This window comes from Streptomyces sp. NPDC101181, from assembly GCF_044767975.1.
Lineage (GTDB): Bacteria > Actinomycetota > Actinomycetes > Streptomycetales > Streptomycetaceae > Streptomyces.
The window spans coordinates 64,004-84,080 of the sequence record NZ_JBIWOX010000022.1; the positions used below are offsets into that span (position 1 = coordinate 64,004).

The 20,077-nt window shown below is 69.0% G+C and carries 19 protein-coding genes; 9 read left to right on the forward strand and 10 right to left on the reverse strand.

The window, feature by feature from the left end:
- Nucleotides 1-79 precede the first annotated feature (79 nt).
- The 8 genes from ACIRRU_RS26550 to ACIRRU_RS26585 form a co-directional block, all read right to left on the reverse strand.
- Nucleotides 80-1,732 carry a long-chain fatty acid--CoA ligase gene (locus tag ACIRRU_RS26550; protein WP_403684503.1) on the reverse strand — a complete coding sequence of 551 codons (1,653 nt, stop codon included), beginning with the start codon at nucleotides 1,730-1,732 and terminating at the stop codon, nucleotides 80-82.
- A 233-nt stretch (nucleotides 1,733-1,965) separates the two neighbouring features.
- Nucleotides 1,966-2,529, reverse strand: coding sequence for a SigE family RNA polymerase sigma factor (locus ACIRRU_RS26555; protein ID WP_403684506.1), 564 nt, complete (start codon nucleotides 2,527-2,529; stop codon nucleotides 1,966-1,968).
- A 158-nt stretch (nucleotides 2,530-2,687) separates the two neighbouring features.
- Nucleotides 2,688-3,854, reverse strand: coding sequence for a lipid-transfer protein (locus ACIRRU_RS26560; RefSeq protein WP_403684508.1), 1,167 nt, complete (start codon nucleotides 3,852-3,854; stop codon nucleotides 2,688-2,690).
- Complete coding sequence (locus tag ACIRRU_RS26565; RefSeq protein WP_403684511.1) at nucleotides 3,851-4,498, reverse strand: hypothetical protein; 648 nt, start codon at nucleotides 4,496-4,498, stop codon at nucleotides 3,851-3,853. The genes ACIRRU_RS26560 and ACIRRU_RS26565 overlap by 4 nt, the downstream gene beginning before the upstream one ends.
- Nucleotides 4,495-5,670 (reverse strand): acyl-CoA dehydrogenase family protein, encoded by a 1,176-nt coding sequence (locus ACIRRU_RS26570; protein ID WP_403684513.1) that lies wholly within the window; start codon nucleotides 5,668-5,670, stop codon nucleotides 4,495-4,497. The genes ACIRRU_RS26565 and ACIRRU_RS26570 overlap by 4 nt, the downstream gene beginning before the upstream one ends.
- A gap of 1 nt (nucleotide 5,671) precedes the next feature.
- Nucleotides 5,672-6,661 (reverse strand): bifunctional MaoC family dehydratase N-terminal/OB-fold nucleic acid binding domain-containing protein, encoded by a 990-nt coding sequence (locus ACIRRU_RS26575; RefSeq protein ID WP_403684597.1) that lies wholly within the window; start codon nucleotides 6,659-6,661, stop codon nucleotides 5,672-5,674.
- A 197-nt stretch (nucleotides 6,662-6,858) separates the two neighbouring features.
- Entirely contained in the window at nucleotides 6,859-8,154 is a 1,296-nt protein-coding gene (locus ACIRRU_RS26580) for an acyl-CoA dehydrogenase family protein (RefSeq protein ID WP_403684516.1), read from the reverse strand.
- Between the two features lie 356 nt (nucleotides 8,155-8,510).
- The gene (locus ACIRRU_RS26585) at nucleotides 8,511-8,825 is read right to left on the reverse strand and encodes a hypothetical protein (protein WP_403684518.1); all 315 of its coding nucleotides are present in this window, start codon (nucleotides 8,823-8,825) and stop codon (nucleotides 8,511-8,513) included.
- Between the two features lie 545 nt (nucleotides 8,826-9,370).
- Here ACIRRU_RS26585 and ACIRRU_RS26590 point away from each other — a divergent pair.
- Nucleotides 9,371-10,261: a bifunctional DNA primase/polymerase gene (locus ACIRRU_RS26590; protein ID WP_403684521.1), complete on the forward strand. Its 891-nt coding sequence runs from the start codon at nucleotides 9,371-9,373 to the stop codon at nucleotides 10,259-10,261.
- 213 nt (nucleotides 10,262-10,474) lie between these two features.
- A complete protein-coding gene (locus ACIRRU_RS26595; RefSeq protein ID WP_403684523.1) occupies nucleotides 10,475-10,597 on the forward strand; it encodes a hypothetical protein in 123 nt (40 codons plus the stop codon).
- 1,054 nt (nucleotides 10,598-11,651) lie between these two features.
- Here ACIRRU_RS26595 and ACIRRU_RS26600 read toward each other — a convergent pair.
- Complete coding sequence (locus ACIRRU_RS26600; RefSeq protein WP_403684525.1) at nucleotides 11,652-12,647, reverse strand: DUF6602 domain-containing protein; 996 nt, start codon at nucleotides 12,645-12,647, stop codon at nucleotides 11,652-11,654.
- A 244-nt stretch (nucleotides 12,648-12,891) separates the two neighbouring features.
- On the opposite strand from ACIRRU_RS26600, the gene ACIRRU_RS26605 reads away from it, so the two are divergent.
- Nucleotides 12,892-13,281 carry a hypothetical protein gene (locus tag ACIRRU_RS26605; protein ID WP_403684527.1) on the forward strand — a complete coding sequence of 130 codons (390 nt, stop codon included), beginning with the start codon at nucleotides 12,892-12,894 and terminating at the stop codon, nucleotides 13,279-13,281.
- 1,223 nt (nucleotides 13,282-14,504) lie between these two features.
- Here the strand turns inward: ACIRRU_RS26605 and ACIRRU_RS26610 are convergent.
- Nucleotides 14,505-15,332, reverse strand: a complete 828-nt coding sequence (locus tag ACIRRU_RS26610) for a class I SAM-dependent methyltransferase (protein ID WP_403684529.1) — start codon at nucleotides 15,330-15,332, stop codon at nucleotides 14,505-14,507.
- Between the two features lie 56 nt (nucleotides 15,333-15,388).
- On the opposite strand from ACIRRU_RS26610, the gene ACIRRU_RS26615 reads away from it, so the two are divergent.
- The 6 genes from ACIRRU_RS26615 (at nucleotide 15,389) to ACIRRU_RS26640 (ending at nucleotide 19,289) form a co-directional block, all read left to right on the forward strand.
- Nucleotides 15,389-16,105, forward strand: a complete 717-nt coding sequence (locus ACIRRU_RS26615; RefSeq protein WP_403684532.1) for a GntR family transcriptional regulator — start codon at nucleotides 15,389-15,391, stop codon at nucleotides 16,103-16,105.
- A 695-nt stretch (nucleotides 16,106-16,800) separates the two neighbouring features.
- A complete protein-coding gene (locus ACIRRU_RS26620) occupies nucleotides 16,801-17,103 on the forward strand; it encodes a hypothetical protein (RefSeq protein WP_403684535.1) in 303 nt (100 codons plus the stop codon).
- Nucleotides 17,100-17,384 (forward strand): DUF6303 family protein, encoded by a 285-nt coding sequence (locus tag ACIRRU_RS26625; RefSeq protein WP_403684537.1) that lies wholly within the window; start codon nucleotides 17,100-17,102, stop codon nucleotides 17,382-17,384. Before ACIRRU_RS26620 ends, ACIRRU_RS26625 begins: the two co-directional genes overlap by 4 nt.
- On the forward strand, nucleotides 17,381-18,400 hold the full coding sequence (locus tag ACIRRU_RS26630) for a DUF2637 domain-containing protein (RefSeq protein ID WP_403684539.1): 1,020 nt from the start codon (nucleotides 17,381-17,383) through the stop codon (nucleotides 18,398-18,400). The genes ACIRRU_RS26625 and ACIRRU_RS26630 overlap by 4 nt, the downstream gene beginning before the upstream one ends.
- A complete protein-coding gene (locus ACIRRU_RS26635) occupies nucleotides 18,397-18,906 on the forward strand; it encodes a hypothetical protein (RefSeq protein ID WP_403684540.1) in 510 nt (169 codons plus the stop codon). The genes ACIRRU_RS26630 and ACIRRU_RS26635 overlap by 4 nt, the downstream gene beginning before the upstream one ends.
- Nucleotides 18,903-19,289 (forward strand): RRQRL motif-containing zinc-binding protein, encoded by a 387-nt coding sequence (locus tag ACIRRU_RS26640; RefSeq protein WP_403684543.1) that lies wholly within the window; start codon nucleotides 18,903-18,905, stop codon nucleotides 19,287-19,289. Before ACIRRU_RS26635 ends, ACIRRU_RS26640 begins: the two co-directional genes overlap by 4 nt.
- The last annotated feature ends 788 nt before the right edge of the window (nucleotides 19,290-20,077 follow it).

Here is a 20,077-nt window from a genome sequence, read left to right on the forward strand (position 1 = left end):
GCACTACCGCCCCGTCTCGCAGCCGTACCGCCCCGGCTCACAGCTCTGTTTCACGTGAAACAGAGCGAGGCGCAAGCGCTCAGAGCTGTGTGACGTCCAGCTCCCCGTCCGCGTACCGCTTCCGGATCACCTTCTTGTCGAACTTGCCGACGCTCGTCTTCGGTACGGATTCGACCACCGACCAGCGCTCCGGCAGCTGCCACCGGGCGATGCCCGAGTCGGCGAGGAACGCCTTCAGCGACTCGTAGTCGGTCCCGGTGACGCCCTCCTTGAGCACGACCGTCGCGAGCGGACGCTCGCCCCACTTCTCGTCCGGTACGGCGACGACCGCCGCCTCCGCGACATCGGGGTGCGCCATCAGGGCGTTCTCCAGCTCCACGCTGGAGATCCACTCGCCGCCCGACTTGATGACGTCCTTGGCCCGGTCGGTGAGGGTGAGGAAGCCGTCGGGGCTGATCACGCCGACATCGCCGGTCTTCAGCCAGCCGTCCTCGCTGAACTTGTCCTCGGGGCGCAGGTGCTCACCGTCGGACCCGCCGTAGTACGCGGCCGCGATCCAGGGTCCCCGGACCTCCAGCTCACCGGCCGACTCCCCGTCCCACGCCAGGTGCTCGCCGGCGGGGCCGAGGAGCCGGGCCTCGACGCCGGCCGGGAAGCGGCCCTGGGTGATGCGGTACGGCCACTCCTCCTCGGCACTCAGCCCGGCGGGCGGGTGGGCCATCGTGCCGAGCGGCGAGGTCTCCGTCATCCCCCAGGCGTGGCAGAGCCGGACGCCGAGCTTGTCGTACGCCTCCATCAGCGACGGCGGGCAGGCCGCGCCGCCGATGGTCACGTTGGCCATGGAGGAGAGGTCACGCGGGTGGGCGGCGACCTCGGCCAGCAGCCCCTGCCAGATGGTGGGGACGGCGGCGGCGTGCGTCGGCCGCTCGCGCTCGATCATCTCGGCGAGCGGAGCGGGCTGGAGGAAGCGGTCCGGCATGAGCATGTTGACGCCGCACATGAAGTTGGCGTGCGGCAGCCCCCAGGCGTTCACGTGGAACTGGGGCACGACGACGAGCGTGGTGTCCTTCGAGGTCAGCCCCATCGACTCGGGCATGTTGACCTGCATCGAGTGCAGATAGACGGAGCGGTGGGAGTAGACGACGCCCTTGGGGTCGCCGGTGGTGCCGGAGGTGTAACACATGGCCGCGGCCTGGCGCTCGTCCAGCTCCGGCCAGTCGTACGTGGTCGGGCGGCCCGCGAGCAGCTCCTCGTAGTCGTGCACGCGCGGCGCGACCCCGGCGAGGGCGGAGCGGTCGCCGGGACCGGCCACCACGACGTGTTCGATACCCGGCAGGTGGGGCAGCAGCGGCACGAGGAGCGGCAGCAGCGAACCGTTGACGATGACCACCTTGTCGTCCGCGTGGTTGACGATCCAGGCGAGCTGCTCGGGCGGGAGCCGGAGGTTCAGGGTGTGGAGCACGGCCCCCATGGAGGGGATCGCGAGGTAGGCCTCCAGGTGCGCCGAGTTGTTCCACATGAGGGTGGCCACCCGCTGGTCGCCGTCGATACCCAGTTCGTCGCGGAGCGCGTTGGCCAGCCGGGTGGCGCGGGCGCCGATCTCGGCGAAGGTGCGGCGGTGCGGCTCGGATTCGCCGGTCCAGGTCGTGACCTGCGACTTCCCGTGGATCGTCATCCCGTGGTGCAGGATGCGGGTGACAGTCAGCGGTACGTCCTGCATGGTGCTCAGCACGGCGTCCTCCCGGTGGGCGCTACGCGGCAGTAGGGTTCCGCTGATTCTGCTCACATACCACGCGGTATGTCACTACTCGCGGGAGAAAATTCCTGTCCGGGGCCAGTTGCGGCGGTGCGTCCGCGGCGCGGCCGGAGGGGTCCGCACGGCGTGGCGCGTATGGAGTGGCGCGTAGGGAATGGCGCGCGCGGCGTGGGACGAAGGGCGTGCTGCGTACAAGGTGGTGCGTGCGCTCAGCGCACCGGGGTCAGCTCCGGGTCCTCGCGGAGCTTGCCGAGGGCGCGGGAGACGGCGCTCTTGACCGTGCCGATCGAGACGCCGAGCACCTCCGCCGTCTGGGCCTCGCTGAGGTCCTCGTAGTAGCGCAGGACGACCATCGCGCGCTGGCGGTCCGGGAGCTTGAGCACCGCACGCCACATCGCGTCGTGCAGCGACTGCTGCTCGGCCAGGTCGGGCGCCGGGACCGCCTCCCGCTCGGGCAGCTCCTCGCAGGCGAACTCCTCGACCTTGCGCTTGCGCCACTGCGAGGTACGGGTGTTCAGCAACGCGCGGCGGACGTAGCCGTCCAGCGCCCGGTGGTCCTCGATCCGCTCCCACGCGACATACGTCTTGGCGAGCGCGGTCTGCAGCAGGTCCTCCGCGTCGCACGGGTTCGCGGTGAGCGAGCGCGCGGTACGCAGCAGGACCGGCCCCCGGGCCCGTACGTAGGAGGAGAACGACGCGTACAGCGTGTGGGGGTGGTGGCCGGCGGTGGCGGAGGCCGCCCGGGAGGCGGCCGTGCAGACTGGCGTGGTCATGTACTCAACCTAGGAGCGGGGCCCGTCCGGGGGATCGGCCCCAGGTCCCGAAGCCGCGTCCGCCTCAGGTTGTAGGGGCCGGACGGCCTTCACCTCCTGAAGGTGGACGGGCCGTCGCACCTCCGTCAAGGTCCACCCTCGACCCTGGGCGGGGAGGCTCACTCGTCGGCCCCGAGCACCAGCCCCGACGTCGGGACCCCCGTACCGGCCGTGACCAGCGATCGCGCCGCGCCCGCCACCTGGTTCACCGAGGTGCCCCGGAGCTGCCGGACGGCCTCCGCGATGCCGTTCATCCCATGGAGGTACGCCTCCCCCAGCTGACCGCCGTGGGTGTTCAGGGGCAGCGCGTCCGCCGCGACGAAGTCGCCCGCCTCCCCGGGCCCGCAGAAGCCGAACTCCTCCAGCTGCATCAGGACGAACGGGGTGAAGTGGTCGTAGAGGATGCCCACGTCGATGTCGGCCGGTGTCAGTCCGGAGCCGCGCCAGAGCTGCCGGGCCACCACGGCCGTCTCCGGCAGGCCGGTCAGCCCGTCCCGGTAGAAGCTCGTCATCTGCTCCTGGCGGCGGCCCGCGCCCTGGGCCGCCGCCAGGATCACGGCGGGCGGCCGGGGCAGGTCGCGGGCCCGCTCGACGCTGGTCACCACGAGGGCCTGGCCGCCGTCGGTCTCCTGGCAGCAGTCGAGCAGCCGCAGCGGCTCCACGATCCAGCGGGAGGCGGCGTGGTCGGCGAGGCTGATCGGCTTGCCGTGGAAGTACGCCGCCGGGTTGCGTGCGGCGTGCCGCCGGTCCAGGACCGCGACGTGCCCGAAGACCCCGGGGTCGAGACCGTAGGTGTGCAGATAGCGCCGGGCCGCCATCGCCACCCAGGAAGCCGGGGTCAGCAGCCCGTACGGCAGGTTCCAGCCGAGCGCCGCGCCCTCGGCGGTGGGCTCGCGCCACTGGACGCCGGAGCCGAAGCGGCGGCCGGAGCGCTCGTTGAACGCCCGGTAGCAGACGACGACGTCCGCGATGCCGCTCGCCACCGCGAGGGCGGCCTGCTGCACGGTGGCACAGGCCGCGCCGCCGCCGTAGTGGACGCGGGAGAAGAACGAGAGCTCGCCGATCCCGGCCGCCTGGGCGACGGTGATCTCGGGGCTGGTGTCCATGGTGAACGTGACGAGACCGTCCACGTCGGCGGGGGTGAGCCCCGCGTCGTCGAGAGCGGCGCGGACGGCTTCGACGGCCAGTCTGAGTTCGCTGCGGCCCGAGTCCTTGGAGAACTCGGTGGCCCCGATGCCGACGACGGCCGCCTTTCCGCCGAGGGAGTCGGCCCTGCGGATGCTCATGTTCCGGCCCCCTTCGTACGTCCCTTCGTCTGCCCTTTCGTATGACCCTTCGTGTGGGTCGGGGCCACGATGTCCGTTCCGATGGTGCCGGGACCGGGACCGGGGCCGGTGTTGGTGCTGGTGCTGGTGCTGGTGCTGGTGAGGGCCACGGTGACGGTGCCGGTGACGTGGCGGCCGATGCCGTTGTCGCCGGTGACGTGGACGACCGCCTCGACCGGTTGGGTTGGTTGGGTCGGGTCGGTTGGTTCCGTCGGTTGGGTTGGTTCGGCCGGTTCAGCGCGTTCGATCGGTTCGGCGCGTTCGGACGGTTCAGCGCGTTCGGTCGGTTGCGCGGGGGTCATCTCGGCGATGCGGCCGGTCAACCGCAGCACGTCACCTGGGTAGTTGGGTGCGCCGAGGCGGATGGCGACCTTGCGGAGGACGGTGGTGGGGCCGAAGTGATCGGTGATGTAGCGGCCGACGAGCCCGTTGGTGGTGAGGATGTTCATGAAGATGTCGGGGGAGCCCTTCTCCCGGGCCCGTTCGGCGTCGTGGTGCACGTCCTGGTAGTCGCGGGAGGCGATGGCCCCGGCGACGATCAGGGTCCGGGTCACCGGGATGTCCAGGGGCGGCAGGTCGTCGCCCTCGCGGAAGGTCCGGGTCATGGTGCGTCCTCCTGAGGGGCGGCGGCGAGCAACAGACCCAGCTCCTCCAGGACCTCGCCGCCGCAGCCGAGGTACGCGTCGAGCTGCCGGCCCCAGAGGAAGTGCCGGTGGACCGGATGGTCCAGGTCCGCCCCGGTGCCGCCGTGCAGATGCTGGACGGCGTGCACGACCCGTCGGCCCGCCTCCGAAGCCCACCAGGCGGCGGTCAGCGCCTGGGCCGCGTGGTCCAGTCCCTCGTCGTACCGCCAGGCCGCCTCGTACGCCGTGACCCGGATGGCCTCGGTGTCCATATGGGCGTCGGCGGCGCGGAGCAGGACGCCCTGGTTGGTGGAGAGGGGGCGCCCGAACTGCTCGCGGGTGACGGTGTGGTGGACGGCCCGCGCGAGTGCGCCCGCGCACACCCCGGCCTGGAGCCCGGCGAAGGCGATGCGCGCGGCGGCGAGAACGGCCGCGTACGCGTCGGGGCCATGCCGCACGGGCCGCACGGGTCCGGTGCACGAAGGCTCCCTCGGTTCCGTATGCGGAGGCTTCCCGGTCGTGGTGTCGCCTCGAAGCCACCCGCGTACGGCGTCGGCTTGGCACTCACCGCCCACGCCGTCGCCCAGCCGCTCTCCACGTACGCCGTCGAGGGCGAGCCGCCCCGCGGACCAGGGTGCGGTCGTCTCCACGGGTTCGGCGGTGACGCCTGGCGCGCCCGCCTCGACGAGCCACAGGGCCCGGTCCACGTCCGCCACCAGCACATGGGTTGCGTCGCGCAGCCAGGGCACCCAGGGGACGGCCCCGTACAGCGCGCCGTTCTCCGCCGCCCGCACGCCACCCCGCGCCGGGAGCGCCCCCGTCGCCACCGCCGTACCGTCGCCCAGCCCCGGCAGCAACCGCTCGCGCTGCTCCGCCGTACCGTGCGCGGCGACCGCGAGCACCCCGTACACGCAGGTGGCGGCGAGGGGGACCTGGGCGGTGGTCCGGCCTTGTTCCTCCAGGAGCAGGACGAGGCCGAGGAGCCCGACGTCCTCGACGGCGGCGGGCAGTCCGGCGACGCACAACTCCTTCCACAGCGCCGCGTCCGTACCCGTACCGGCCGCCGACAGCCGCTCGTGCGTGGAACGGTCGCCGAAGATCCGCGCGGCCAGCCCTCGCGCGGCGGACTGCTCCTCGCTCGGGGTGAAGTCCACCTCAACCCTCCTCGCTCGCCCGGTGGTCCACATCCGAGTCCGCCCCGAGGGCCACCCGGAAGACCGGCAGTTCCAGCTCGGGGTCCGTGACGAGGAACTCCAGCTGTACGGTCATGCCGACGCGGACCTGGTCGTGGTGCACACCGACCACGTTGCTGACGATGCGGACCCCCTCGGCCAGTTCGACCAGCGCGACGGCATACGGTCCGCCCTCGCCGTCCGGGGCGAAGGCGGGGAACGGCGGGTGGTGCATGACGACATGGCTGAAGACCGTGCCCGCGCCGCTCGCCTCGACCGTGTCCCACTCCGCGCCGCCGCACGCGTTGCAGCCGGGCAGCCAGGGCAGGCGCAGGGCCCCGCAGTCGGTGCAGCGCTGGATGAGGAGCCGGTGCGCGGCGACGCCCTCCCAGAAACCGACGTTGTCGCGGTTGACGACAGGGCGGGGGCGGAGGGGATGTTCTTCAGCGGGCCTCCGCTGCGCGGGGCGGTCGGGGTGGTCGCTCCACTTGGGGCGGTTGCCCTGGTCGGGGCGGTACTTGAGGATGCGGAAGCGGTGCGTCGCGGCGGGTTCGGCATCGGCGTGAACGTCGGTGCGGGTGGTGACGAAGTAGCCGGTGCCGAGCTTGGTCGTCTTGCGCGTCGACACACCTTCGATGACCGTGTCGAAGGTGATCCGGTCGCCGGGGCGCAACGGCCGCAGATACTCCTGCTCGCAGTCGGTGGCGACGACGGAGGTGTAGCCGTGGTCGTCGAGCAGCCCCAGCAGTTCGTCGTAGGCAGCGGAGCGGTGCTCGGTATGGCCCGCCAGGCCGCCCATCGTCCAGGCCTGGAGCATCGTCGGCGGGGCGACGGCGTCCGGCCCACGGTAGGCGGCGGACGTGTCGCCCATGGCCTCGCACCAGTGCCGGATCATGGGCTCGTTGACCGGGTCCTTGCCGGTGCCGCCGGTCGTGGCGGACCGCCCCTCGTAGGCGGCGAGCCGGGTGAACAGGGGATCCGGGGCATCGGCCGGGACCGGTCGGGGCCCGGGGTGTGGGTCACGCCTCCCCGGGTCCGGCGCCTCCGCCGCGCTGCGCGGGTCCGGCGCCTCCTTGGCGTCGCTTGAGTCCGGCGCATCTTCGGCCTCGCCCGGGTCCGGCGTCCCTTTGGCCTCGCCCGGGTCCAGCGCCTCCGCCGCGCTGCGCGGGTTCACCGCTTCCCCCGTGTCATACCGAGCCGCATCGTCGCGACGATCTCGCGCTGGACCTCGCTGACGCCGCCCCCGAAGGTGTTGATCTGCGCGGCCCGGTTCATCCGCTCCAGCTCGCCGCCCGCACCATACTCACCGCCGTCACTACCCTCGCGGCTCTCTCGGCCCTCGTGACCCCCGCGGCCCTCACCACCCGCGCCGAAGCAGCCTGGTGAACCGCTCCGCAGGAAGGCGGTCTCCCCCACCGCCTCCTGGCACATCCGGTAGACCTCGACGGCGCTCTCCGTCCCCGCGAACTTCACGCCGCTCGCCTCACCGGGGGCCAGCTCCCCGGCCCCGACCGCGTCGACGAGCCGCCAGTTCAGCAGCCGGGTCGCCGCGAGCCGGGCGTACGCCTCCGCGAGCCGGGCGCGTACCCACGGCTCGTCGATCCGGCGGCGCCCCGTGACGGCGTCGGGGACACGGGCATGGGCGAGGGCCGCCGCGTAGAAGTCCTCGGCCTCCATGCCGATGGCGGCCAGCGCGACGCGTTCGTGGTTGAGCTGGCTGGTGATGAGCTTCCAGCCGCCGTTCTCCTCCCCCACGAGGTTGGCGGTCGGGACGCGTACGCCGTCGTAATAGGTGGCGGTGGTCGTCAGCCCGCCCACCGTCTCGATGGGCGTCCAGGAGAACCCGGGATCGTCGGTCGGTACGAGGACGATCGAGATGCCGCGATGCTTGGGGGCGTCGGGGTCCGTACGGCAGGCGAGCCAGATCCAGTCCGCCTGCTGGGCGTTGCTGGTGAAGATCTTCTGCCCGTCGATGACCCAGTCGTCGCCGTCGCGTACGGCACGGGTGCGCAGGGCCGCCAGGTCCGTACCGGCTTCCGGCTCGCTGTAGCCGATCGCGAAGACGAGATCGCCGCTGAGGATCCGGGGCAGGAAGTACGCCTTCTGCTCCTCGGTCCCGTACGCCATGAGGGTCGGGCCCACGGTGTTGAGGGTGACCATGGAGACCGGGGCTCCGGCCCGGTAGGCCTCGTCGAAGAAGACGAACTGCTCGTCGGGCCCCCGGCCCTGCCCGCCGTACTCCTCGGGCCAGCCGAGCCCGAGCAGCCCGTCGGCACCGATCCGCCGGAGCAGCCGCCGCTGTTCGGCGGGACCATCAGCGATAGCGGCCGCGTCAGCGGTGGCGCCTGCGCCCACCTCATCGACAGCGCGGGCGTCTGCGAGGCTCCGGTCGGGCAGCAAGGTGCTGAAGTACGCGCGCAGTTCCGTACGCAGGTGCTGTTGGCGCTCCGTCGGGGCGAGGTGCACGGCGGGACCTCCGGAGGGGAATCGGAACGACCGGAAAAACTTTCTGACTGTCCGTCAGATAAGTTCGCTCTGTCAAGAGCGCTCGCCCCGCTACGAGCACCCGCCCCGCCCCAAGGGCAATCGCCCTGCTCGCGAGCGCTCGCTCCGCCGGCAATATCGGCTCTATCAGGAGTTCTGGCCTCGCCGAACGCAACAGCAGCAGCCCGCGCGACGGCACCGAAGCGCCGTCGCACGGGCTGCTGCCCAGACGACCGGGACCCACCCCCCAGGAGGTCCCGGCCACCACCTCACCCCAGGCGACCAGGGTGGATGTCAGAGGGGGAACCTCCGGGTCCGGTCAGGACCTCCGGGCCCGGTCACCAGAAGAAGGGGGTGAAATTGACCGCGACGCTGTGGTCGGACTGATCGATGGCCGTGAAGGCCGATCCGCTCACCTGGGCGGAGGTGTTCTGGTTCGACGCGCCGGCGCCGACGGCCTGCTGCTGGGTCGTGGACGAGTTGCCGGAGTTGTTGCCGTCGACACCGCTGCCGCCGACCGTCGCCACAGCCGCGTTCGATCCGTCGTTCGCGAAGGACCCGTTGTCCGCCACGGCGACTCCTCCGCAGAGGGCGACGGTCAGGGGCAGAGCGGCGACTGCGGCGAGGGCACGAGCGGTACGGATGCTTGCCATGTCATTTCCTCCAGAAAACGGAATTGCGGCTTCAAATTCGTCTGTCTCCGGGCCAGTTGGCCGACCGTCCCGGTGCTGGTCACGACGTCGCGAGAGCAGAATTGCCCAGCACTTCCCCGACGAACCCACACGACCTGCCGATTCCCTCTCACGTATGACGAAGAGCGGATAAACCCGCCAACCCCCCTCTTCCTTCTCGAATCGTCCGAGCGACTGGACCGCGCCTCGCGCCCGAGGGCCTCCGTCCCGCCACAGAGAAGAAGGACGGGGCATGCAGCCCACCGAGCCCCGCCGGTCCGGTCAGCGCGATCAGCGCGGCCAGTCCCCGCCAGCCCGGTCGGAACGCGGGACGAACCCCAGGACCGGCACGGGACCCGGGACCCGGGACCGTCATGGGACGGAGCTCAGGAGCGGCCAAGACCCGGGAGCCCAGCGGCGAGGCCCGAGACCGGATCTCCGGAGCGACGCCAAGAACGAGCGGCCCGTCGCCACCCTCACACCGATAAGCCCTTCCCATACTCGAACGTGTGTACGAAAATGGCTGCATGGCCACCACCGACCGGCAGACCCCCACCCTGGCCCTCGCCCACGCCCTCTCCGCCGCCGAGCGCGGGCTCCCTGTCTTCCCCCTGTCCGCCTCCAAGCTCCCCGCCCTGCGCTCCCCCCACCACGGCGAGCAGGCGCCGACGCACTGCCGGGGTGAGTGCGGGCTGCCCGGCCACGGGGTGCACGACGCCACGACGGACCCCGCGGCCGTCCGGGCGCTCTTCGCCGCCGCGCCGTGGGCCACCGGCTACGGGATCGCCTGCGGCCGGGCCCCGCACCGGCTCATCGGCATCGACCTGGACGTCGACACGGCGTACGGCAACGACTCGGCGGGCGCCCTCCAACAGCTGGCGCTCCACCACCTGTTCACCATTCCGCCCACCGTCACCGTGCTCACCCCGAGTGGTGGCCTCCATCTCTGGCTGACCGGCCCCGCCGATGTGACGGTCCCCAACTCCGCCAGCCGGCTGGCCCCGGGCATCGACATCCGCGGCAGCGGCGGCTACCTGGTCGGCCCCGGCTCGGTCACCGCGTACGGCAGATACCGCCTGGCCCCAGGCACCGCCCATCTCACCCCGGCCCCCTGCCCGCGCGCCCTGGTCCGCCTCCTCACCCCGCCGCGACGCGCACCCCGCACCCACGGCACGAGCGGCGACCGCGGCCGGCGGGGCGAGGGCCTGGTGCAGTTCGTGCTCGCCGCCCACGAGGGCCAGCGCAACACCCGCCTGTTCTGGGCCGCTTGCCGCGCCTACGAGCACGGCTTCGGCGACGCCCTGGCCGACGCGCTCACCGCGGCCGCCGTACGCACCGGACTCCCGGAACACGAGGCCCGCGCCGCGATCGCCTCGGCCGCACGGCTGACCTCCCGACACGACGGCGAACCGCTGTAGCGGGCGCTCCGTCCGGCCTCGGGGGCGTGGCCCGCCGCGCGCGCGGAGTACGGGCGATCGCACCGTACGTATGGCGAACCCTGGCGAATGGTTCGATCCGCCGGATACCGCCCCGAGCCGCGATAGCCTCCGCTACGGAGGCTCGGTCCTGCCCCTCCACGCCTCCCCTGCTTCACCGTGCAGCAGGGGGGACTGTGAGAGGCAGGAGGTGAGTTGATGGACCAGTCCGAGACGCCGAATTGGTTTCGGCGGCACCAGTGGTGGATCCAGTTGACCCTGGACACCCTGGCCGTGGCTGGGACGATCGCGGGCTGCGTCATGCCGTTCGTGCTCTGATCGTGCGCGCATGACCCGGTCGGAAGGGCCCGAGAGCCGGGCCCGGCCGATGGATGCTCGACCGGGCCCAACCGCCCGCACGACCGGCCTGGCTCCGGATGCGACCGGGGCCAGGCCTTCGCGTGCGGTACACGGTTCAATGTAGCGGTGCCGCCCCCACCGAGCCCGCTCTGAGCTGCGGATTCCTGTTTTGGTTAGCCCCCGTTAACGCCGGGGAATCCGAGGTCAAGACAGGCGCGGGTGGCGAATCCTGGCGAATAGATGATCTTGGAGCGCCGCAGGGCGCCCCGGACACGCGATGGCACGAAACGCTCCCCGCAGCTGTGTGCCCGCCGACCATCGACCCAGGTCGTCAGCATCGCACCACCGTGATCGGCGCCCCTTATCGACGGAGCAGCCCGCACATGACACGCGAACGGCCCCCGACCGATACATCTGGTCGGAGGCCGTTCCTCTGCGGTGGGTGTGGGATTTGAACCCACGGTGACATCGCTGCCACGACGGTTTTCAAGACCGGCCACCCCTGCCAGTTCCAACGGCGCTGACCTGCGTCGTAGGCAGACATCGCCGTTTGCGCACCTCTCCTGGCCCGCACATGGCCCACAGCCGACACGGAACGAGTATCGACGTTCTCCTGCGCGGCCCCCTTCGTCCCGAAGCAACTCGGGACAGCCGCTGTCCTTGGGCTGCCGTGCCTGTCACCTGCGTTGATGGTCCGCGGATGTCCACCATGTTGGCGGTTGTGCGCCGTGGTTGTCACTCAGTTAGGCACTCAGTCGCACGCAGCCCGTCCGCGAGCTGTGGTCAGCAGCTCTCTCATCTCGGAACCTCAACACCTCGCCAGAGCATCTCCGGCGTAGAGAAGCAGGGGGCGAGCCACAAGGCCTCCGGCATGTTCAGGATCACGCCACTGACGACCGGGATTGGGGAGCTACGTCGCAACTCCTCAGGAAAGTCGGTGCCGAAGTCGAGTCCCTGGGCCCAAGGGTCGCTTTTGGGCGCAGCGTCGTGCGGTCATGAATGAGGCCGAAGAGAATGGCTCGGCGTCAATCATTCATGGAAGCTGCCGCACAAATATATTCCCATGCCTTTCAAGGCCTGACCAATCATTGGATTTCAATATTCCCAGTATCAGGTCGCTATAGACCGCTGGCGGATCCCAATATCTGACTGAAATACCCCCGACTCCCCCAGACAGATGGGCCTTTCTGTAATAATCTGCCATGCCAGCCCTGTCGAAGCCCCTTTGGCCAAGGTGGCGCAAAAGACAAAGAAGCAATTCTCCGATTGGATTAGGCCTCTCTTTCGATATTTGAGGGCCTTCCCCTGGTGCGTAGCTCCAGGGAAGTGGGCGCCATCGCATGTAGTTGCTCTCGATAAAGTAGCTCCACTTTCCTGCGCCAGCAGAGATCAAGGCATCTTTTCTCCAGTCAGGTTCGGTGACCAAGGGATTGAGTGGGCTAAGCGAGTGCTCCCACGTATGCAAGTCGCTCACGCTGATTACGGCAGGAATCTCCCGGGGGTGTGCAGCAGATCCGTGAAGGCGCGCTATTTCTCTGTCAATCGAATCTGCAGCATTTCCAGGCGCCCACTCGTGGCTATGGGCGAGTAGCCCGTATGTGATCGGACTAAAGGACTCTCCGTAAAAGTTCCCTTTTCGCCCTGGCGCCATGCGGCTTATCGCTTTTGCCGTGGAGAAGAGTTTCGAAAGATGCGGCTTTCGTAGTGTGTTTTTGCATTCGAAGGCCGCCAAAACACCTCCCGCCAGGTAAAGCTTTTTGTCTCTCAGCTTGCGGGGGTAGTCGCCCGCCAAGAGTACGACGTCCAACTGCGGGCTGGCGGAACCGTCCGCTGCGAGGATTCTCCCCTTGGTTTCGACGTGAATATCGGCAGGTAGCCAATCTTTCAGGAGGCGCGCCCAATTGGCCTCCCCCTCGTCCCCGGCGGTACCGGGATCCTCACGGGTTCTTTTGTATATCCTTTCATACTCGCTCCTCATTTCTTCGCTTACCTGCTTTAGGAAGGTGTGGAGTTCGTGATTATCGCTCATTGATTCTGGTGGAAACCTATTCGCTCGAGGGTGTTTGGTTTTCAAGTGTCTCGGCTGCCCACCAGTTAAGGAGAGAGCCTCTCACTGTGTGAGCGAAAATGTGTATGTGCATGGGAAGTTCAGCGGCATCCCACTCACTTTCTCCCGAGCCCCAAATTCCTTCCGGCCTCTCTGGGAGGATACCGTTATCGTCAAAATCAGAGCCGATTCCCGCTAGAAGCGGTGCAGGGAAAGGAGCCCCCGAATGCAGCAGGCTGGACCTCAAGGTATAGATCTTCTTGATATGGTCAAGCAGCTCGTTCTCCCAATCGACTCGGGCGGAGGTCATTTCGGGACGATCTCTCGGCGGGCCTGGATTGAACCTGCCTATGAACGTCTGAACTCTACGCCCAGCAGAAAGAAGTCGTCGGAAATCCTTTGCGACGCTGCTGAGCAGCCCTTCTACGTCGGCTCTCTCAATATTTTTTGCAGCTCCGGGGTAGGCGGTTCGGAACGCATCTACAGGATCGACAGTTTCATCCTGATGGTGAACGGCTGCTGCCTCTATTGCGGTAACAAAATTCAACCAGGCCTGCTGGGGATGAGCTTCGGCTATCCAGAGCCCCTCAGCGTAATGGTGGGCGGCCTTCACTAGCACTGCGGACATAGCAGGGGGCAGACCGCCAAAAGTGGACAATAGTGGATCGCAATTTTCGAGGTTTACAGAAGCATCGTTAAGGGCGGGAAATATGCGAGCGTGTACAGGGGATTCCATGAGAACGGGCGGTGCATGGTGCCCGTACCACGGAAATCCGGCAGGATCACCGTCAGCGGGATAGACCCTGACCGGCCCGCCATTTCGGATTCTTACTCCAAGAAGAAGAGAAATCAGGGCGCATATTTCATCGCCCGAACTCAAGCCTGTGTCGTGTTGAGCGTGTCGACGGGCGTTTTCTGAATCGATGGGACCTACATATTCTGTCAGAACTCTTGCAGCCAGGCTGGGGCGGAGTGTGCCCTCCTGGTAAGTAGCTGTACCTGTAGGGCAAAGAACGATCGGACCGAAAACTTGGTGCGGCCCATCCCAGCTCGGTGTATCTTCAGCGTCGCTGAATTCTCGGTCTGACCACAGAAGAGACTCGATTCCGCGTCCGTCTGGACTTGGGAAGTTCCAGTCACGCCACAAGGAGGAACCACTGTCCCAAGGCTCTGGTGCAGTCATACTTTTCTCGACTCCTCAGTGCTAAAAGGAAATCATTTCGCAAAATTTTGCCACATGTGGGCTGGCTCTGGGTGGTTTTGGAGAATCTAGGGGCTTGGGCGCTGCTAGCCGCGCCAACCAGTCGCCCTGGTTCCCATCCCGTCCACCTTCGACCCACACGTCGTGGAGCGGTCGTGGTTCAGGGCGTCAAGGTGGACCGCGCCACTGTACGAACGACCTTGCTGCCTTGGCCGCGACTGCTCGGCTCTGCCTGGATCGAAGGCGGTCGGGATGGGGAGCCCACGACGCTCGCCCCGCTCCGGCCGGCACTCGCGAACGGTGCCCCGTCCATCCCGGACCCTGAGCGCCCCCACCGGAGGCACCGTTGTGACGCCGTGGAGCCGATCACTCCAGCCCCAGCGGGTTTCTTTCCCACCATGGTGCTCACTCCAGCCGCGCGACCGGCGTAGCCAGAGCGGGCCGAAGGCAGGAGTCTCGGGCCCCGGCAGTGAGCCGGGGAGCGCGCGGCGAGCGGAGCGAGCCGCCTTGATCAAGCAGGGAAAGTAGTGGTAGCTCCACCTTTGCTTCTGTTGGCTCCCACGCCCGGCTTCTTCGGCTGTTGTGGCCGCCTGCTGGCCCTCCTCTGATCGATAGGAGCAGCGCGCACATGCGACAGATCAGGGCAGCCGGACTGGACAGGCGGGCACAGTGCCGACAGCCAGGAGGTGCGAGCTGGCGGCGAGGAGTTCCGGGTACGGCTCTGCCATGCGGGCTGCGTCCATGGCTGAGGCGATCAGCTCATCCGTGGGACCTTCGCCCGGCTGCTGTTCTGCCGCCTTCACCAGCGACCAAGCCGGGCCCTCGATGCCGAAGACCTGCACGTTCTCAAGCCCGGAGGCGACCAACTCCGTCACCAGCTCTTCGGCCCGGTGGAAGTACGACAGGGTGAACCCCCTCGATCCGTCGTAGACCGCCGTCTCCAGAATCTTGGAGACGGAGTTGTGAATCCGCTCGCTGTGCAGGTGGGCGTACGTGACGTGCTCGAAGAGCGACGCATAGCGATTGATCGCGGCAGCGGCGACCAGTCCGCCGGGCTTTGCCACGCGGGAGGCTTCCGCAAGCGCCCGTTGCCGGTCGGTGGGGTCGGGCAGGTGGTACAGCGGTCCGAGGAGCTGCACGACGTCGAATGTGTCGTCCGGCTCGGGCAGGTCGCGCGCGTCACCGACCACCGCCGGGCACACCACCGACGCGGCCTCAACGTGACGGGGCACTGGATCTACCAGGGCGACGTCGTAGCCGTCCTTCACTAGCCATTCAGCGTGAATCCCGGTCCCCCCGCCCACGTCGAGCACGCGCGCCGGCGCGGGGGGCAGAAAACGTCGGAGGAGTTCCTGAGTTCTGACCAGTTCCATCCGACCGTCTGCCGAGCTGCGCAGGCGGCTGTCCTCGTTGACCGTCTCGCCATAGAACCGCATCACGGAGGGAGCCAATTCGAGATTCGACATGTTCGCAGTATCGTGTGTACCGGTGGACCAGTCCAGTGCGGGAAATAGGGGAAGCCATGGCAGTCCTGAAGTACGAAGAGATCGCAGAGTTCCTGCGCGCCCGCATCGCCGCTGGTGAGATCGCGCCCGGGGACACGATTCCGTCCGGTCGAGAGCTGGCCGAGCAGTGGGATGTGTCACGCGCCACCGCCATCAAGGCAGTCGATGTACTGCGAAACGATGGCGTGGTCGTGGCGAAACAGGGAACCGGGTTCGTGGTCACGGAGACGCCTGTTGCTCGCCCCGCCGGGGCTCGCCGTGCTGGGTCGGCGCGCATCCTGGGCGGGATGCCGTTCCTGCGCGTCGGCGAGCCCGACTGGGCGGAACCCCCCGCCCGCGTCGCCGCCACCCTTGGCCTCTCACCCGGGGGGAAGGCGCTCCGGCGCGTTCGCGTGCTCCAGCTCCCGGACGGAACGCCGAATAGCTGCGTTGAGGCGTGGTTCCCGCCGGAGGTCGCGGAGGTTTCGCCGCGCCTGGCAGACACCGCCCCGATCGCAGAAGGGACGACTCGCTACGTCCGACGTCAGACCGGGCGGGGCCCGGCCGAAGGCGTGGACGTAACCACCGTGCGAGGCGCATCGGAGACGGAGGCGGAGCGCTTGGGTGTGCCGGAAGGGACGCCGGTGGCCGTGCTGCTGCACACCGCTTACGACGAGCAGGGGAAGCCGCTGGTCTGCGAGGAAGGAGTGACACCGTCCTCACTGTTCGAACAGGTCGACACCTACGCGATGTAGGCAGAAAGCGGCAAAAAGAAACTGCTGGACCGGTCCACCGGTTCAGCTTTTTTTATTGCCTCGAAATGCCGCTCCACCTGCACTTTCCGTCGCTACGACACGACGCAGCGTAAGCTCACGGCTTGACTGGACCGGTCCACCGGTCCAGTCTCTTGGTTGTGGCCATCGCCCGATCCGGAACTTCCGGAAAGGGCGGTGAACCACGCAGAAGGGGCCTTCTTTGGGCTGCTTCGACATGCACGAACGCAGAGGGCGGGGACGCTGCAATCCCGCTAAAGGCCAGGTAGGACGCAATGGGCTTCGGCCCGACTGGCGAGGTGGCCCGGCGACCGCGAGCAACGGCCGGAGAGTGGGGACGCGGTCCCCCTTGCAGTGCATATCCCCTGTTCAGCGGCATGAAGGTGTCATCAAGTGATCCAGTTACATACCAGGGCGCTCCCGTGACAGACCGGTAGGGCAGCGCCACTTCACTTCGCGCGCTAGAGCTTCCGGGCTCTGTGGGCGGCCGGTCATCTTCCACCCATTCGCGGCGGCTATCGCCGCGCCGGTTGCCTCCCTCGCCCGTCCGGCCCGACTGGTGGCGGTGTCGTACGGGCGGGGTTGAGGGGAGCCGGATTGGTTCCAACGGCGAGAACCCCCGGAGTTGCTGCTCCGGGGGTTCGTGGTGAGCCGTTCCTGTCGGAGAGGAACAACTCATGAAGTCCATCGTTGCTGGTCGCGAGCCTGTTACCGCGACCGAGTTCGTTGAGCTGGCTCTGGGGATCGACCTGGAGCTGTTCACCGGTTCACCCAATGAGTCCGTCATGGACCGGGCGGCCCGGCTGGACGTCGCCCACGAGGTCCTCGCGGAGCTGCGGGAGAGCGACCCGGAGACCGCGGCCTACGCGGAGAGCCTGCTGCGGGCTCTCCCGCTGAAGCAGTCCCGCACCTCCGGCCGGCGTACGCGTCGCGCGGCTGTCCGGCGTCCGGTGCACGAGCGTGCGGCGGTGGCCGCATGAGCGAGCACACCGCGCAACTGTCCATCCGCACCGGCCGGTGGACCTTGTACGTCGCCCTCATGGGTGTTCCGGTGTCGCAGTGGCCGGAGCACAACTTCGGAAGCGGGGTGACGCCGACCCCGGCGGAGCGTTCACGGGCGCTCACCGATCTCGGGTTCGTGTTCATGGACGGGGCCCAGTGGGCGTGGGAGGAGTACCCGGAGAGGCCGGGCGACGACACGTCGCCGGTCCTCCTGCTGGCTTCGGTCCGGGTGTGTTCACGGGACGGGGGCCTGTCGTGAACAGTATTCAGATCCGTTCAGCGGAACGCGCCCTGTCGGTCGGCACGTGGCTGATCGTAGGCGGGGCGATGCTGTTCTCCATCCTCACGGTCACGCCGCTGATGGAGCGCCACAGCCCGAAGGGGTGGGAGTGGACGGCCCCGATCCTGCCGCTCGTGGTGGATGCGGCGGTGGTGATCGTGGTCCGTCTCGACTCGGTGCTGGCCGCGTTGGGCGGGGACGGTGGCCGGTGGCCTATCGCGCTGCGGTGGATGACCGGATGCATGACCCTGGCCCTGAACATCGCTGACAGCGCGCTGAAGAAAGACCTGGTCGGGGTGGCGGTCCACTCGGTCGCACCTCTGCTGCTGATCGTCACTGCTGAGACCGGTCTCGCCTACCGGAAGGCCATCACCGCCGCCCGAACCGCCCGTGAAGCACAGCTCAACGCCCAGCGTGCGGAGCGGGAGCGGGCTGCCGAGGAGCGCCGGGAAGCCGCTGAGCGCCGACGCCGTGAGGAGCGTGAACACACGGCCCAGTTGGCGCGTGAACAGCGCGACCACGAAGCCCTGTTGACCCGTGAGCAGACCGCCCGGGAAGAGGCCGCGCGGCGTGAGGAGCGCGAGCGGTCCCAGGCCAAGGAGCAGGCGGAGCGTGAAGCGCGTGAGCGCCGCGAGGCCGAGCGTGAACAGCGTGAGCGCGAGCGTGAACGCACCGAGCGGGAGGCGGCTCAGCGGCGGGAGCTGGAGGCCCGGGAGCGGGAGGCCCGTGAGCGCCGTGAGCACGAGCGTGAACAGCAGCGGGCCGAGCGTGAACGCCAGGCCCTGCTGTCAGCCGGGCCCGCCGAGGAGCGGCAGGAGGAGCCGTTGGCGCGGGCCACGATCCGGGCCGCGTTCGACGCCGGTCTGCCGATCCGGCAGGCGGCCGAGCTGTGCGGCTGGTCGGTCGGGTGGGTGACCACCCGCTACCAGGAACACCGCGACACCACCGCCGGCGCCAGCGCTTCCGCTCCGGACCTTGAGGAGGTCACCGCATGATCACCCTGATCCGCAATCGCGCCCTGAACACCCTGCGCACCGACCTCGCCACAGCCGAGGCGGAAGCCCAGGCCGCCCGTGTTGAGGCGAACGCGTGCCTGGAGCAGAGCGGCGCCATGCTCGACCACCTGACCCATGCCGACGACGTGGCGGACGGGCTTCGGGCCGACCTGGCCCAGTCCCGGCTGGATGCGGCGCGGCTCGAAGGCGAGCTGGAAGTCTTGTGGGCCCAGGTGCTGCTGGACACCGAAGATCGCCAGGCGCTGCGCACGCTGCTGCGTGTTACCCGGAAGCAGAACCAGCGGGCCGACCGCGTCTACGCGCTCTTCCACCAGGGCCGCCTTCACAGCGTCCACCCCACGGTGGAAGCCGCTGAGATCGCCGCCGAGGCCGAGGGCGCGCCGCCCTCGGGCTGGACCACCCACACCCCGGGGGCCGCGATGCCCTCGGCATGGGAGGTCACCTGGCGGGTTCAGCCCCTCCCCTTCGGCACCCCGAGGCCATGAGCACCCTGCCCAGCTACCGGTGGCACCTCGCCCCTGAAGGGCTGGCTACCCGCCGTCAGCTCCGTGCGCTGGGGTTGCGGCCGGGTGGTCAGGACGTCGTTGCGGAGGTTCACCGGCCGCGCCGCCGGCGGGCTCCGCTGGTGGCCTACCTCTACCGCATCGACTGCGCTCGTCCGGTCCGGCCCATGACCCCGGCCCGCCGCGCAGCGCTCGCCGCGGCGATGCGGGCCCGCCGCACCTGCCCCAACTGCCTGGTGGACGTGGGGTATTGCATCCCGCGTTCTCTCGGTATGTGCGTGACCTGCCATGACACCCCCGAGGGTGCCCGGCCTGCTTTCCAGGGCCCGGCCGGGCACCCGCCGTTCACTCCTGAAGGAGCGTGACCAGTGTCCACCACCGAGACGAGTACGAAAGCGCCGCCCGACACCCCGCCCGAGTCCGGGGTGCTGGCGTCGGTCGACGGGCCGGACGGTCAGTCGGTGCCGATCGAGATCACCCTCAGCCAGCAGCCCGCCGACAGCACCGGGCCTGTGCCTGCTCAGGAGGGTGCGGGGCGGTTGCGGGCGTGGCCGGTGGCACTGTTCGGCACCGAGGCCGCCACCACCGGGGCATCAGCCGCCTACGCTGCGGCCGGGACGGCGGGCGTGCTGGCGGCTGCGGGGGTTGCTGTCGGAGGCGGTCTGATCGCCGCCGGGGTGGCCGCCTACCGCTCCCGCACCACCAGCCCGAAGAGGCCCGGCGGGCGGGTACTGCGCCCCTCCGGTCCTCGCGCGACGTCCAACGCTCTGTCGGGCCGGGGCCGTTCCGGCGGCCGTGGCAGTGGCACCGGGCTGGGGACGGGTGGCGGTCGTGGTCACCGCACGGGAGGCCGGGGGCGCTCCTCCGGGCTTGGTGCGGTCAGCTCCGGGGCCTCTTCTCCTCGCAACGGCTCCCGCCCGTCCCCCATCTCCTCCACCTCGCCCACCAGGACAAGCCCCGGGCTGAACAGGATGAACAAGCGCGCGGGCGGCAGCGGAGCCGGTGCGGGCGGGTTCGCCGGCCGTTCGCCGTCCGGCCCCGGTACGGGGTCGGCCTCTGGTGGTCGGGGTGGTCTGCTGCGGCGTCTTTCCCAGCGCAGCAACGGTGGTGGTGGGTCCGGTGCTCCTTCCGGTTCGGGGGGCTCGGGGCCACT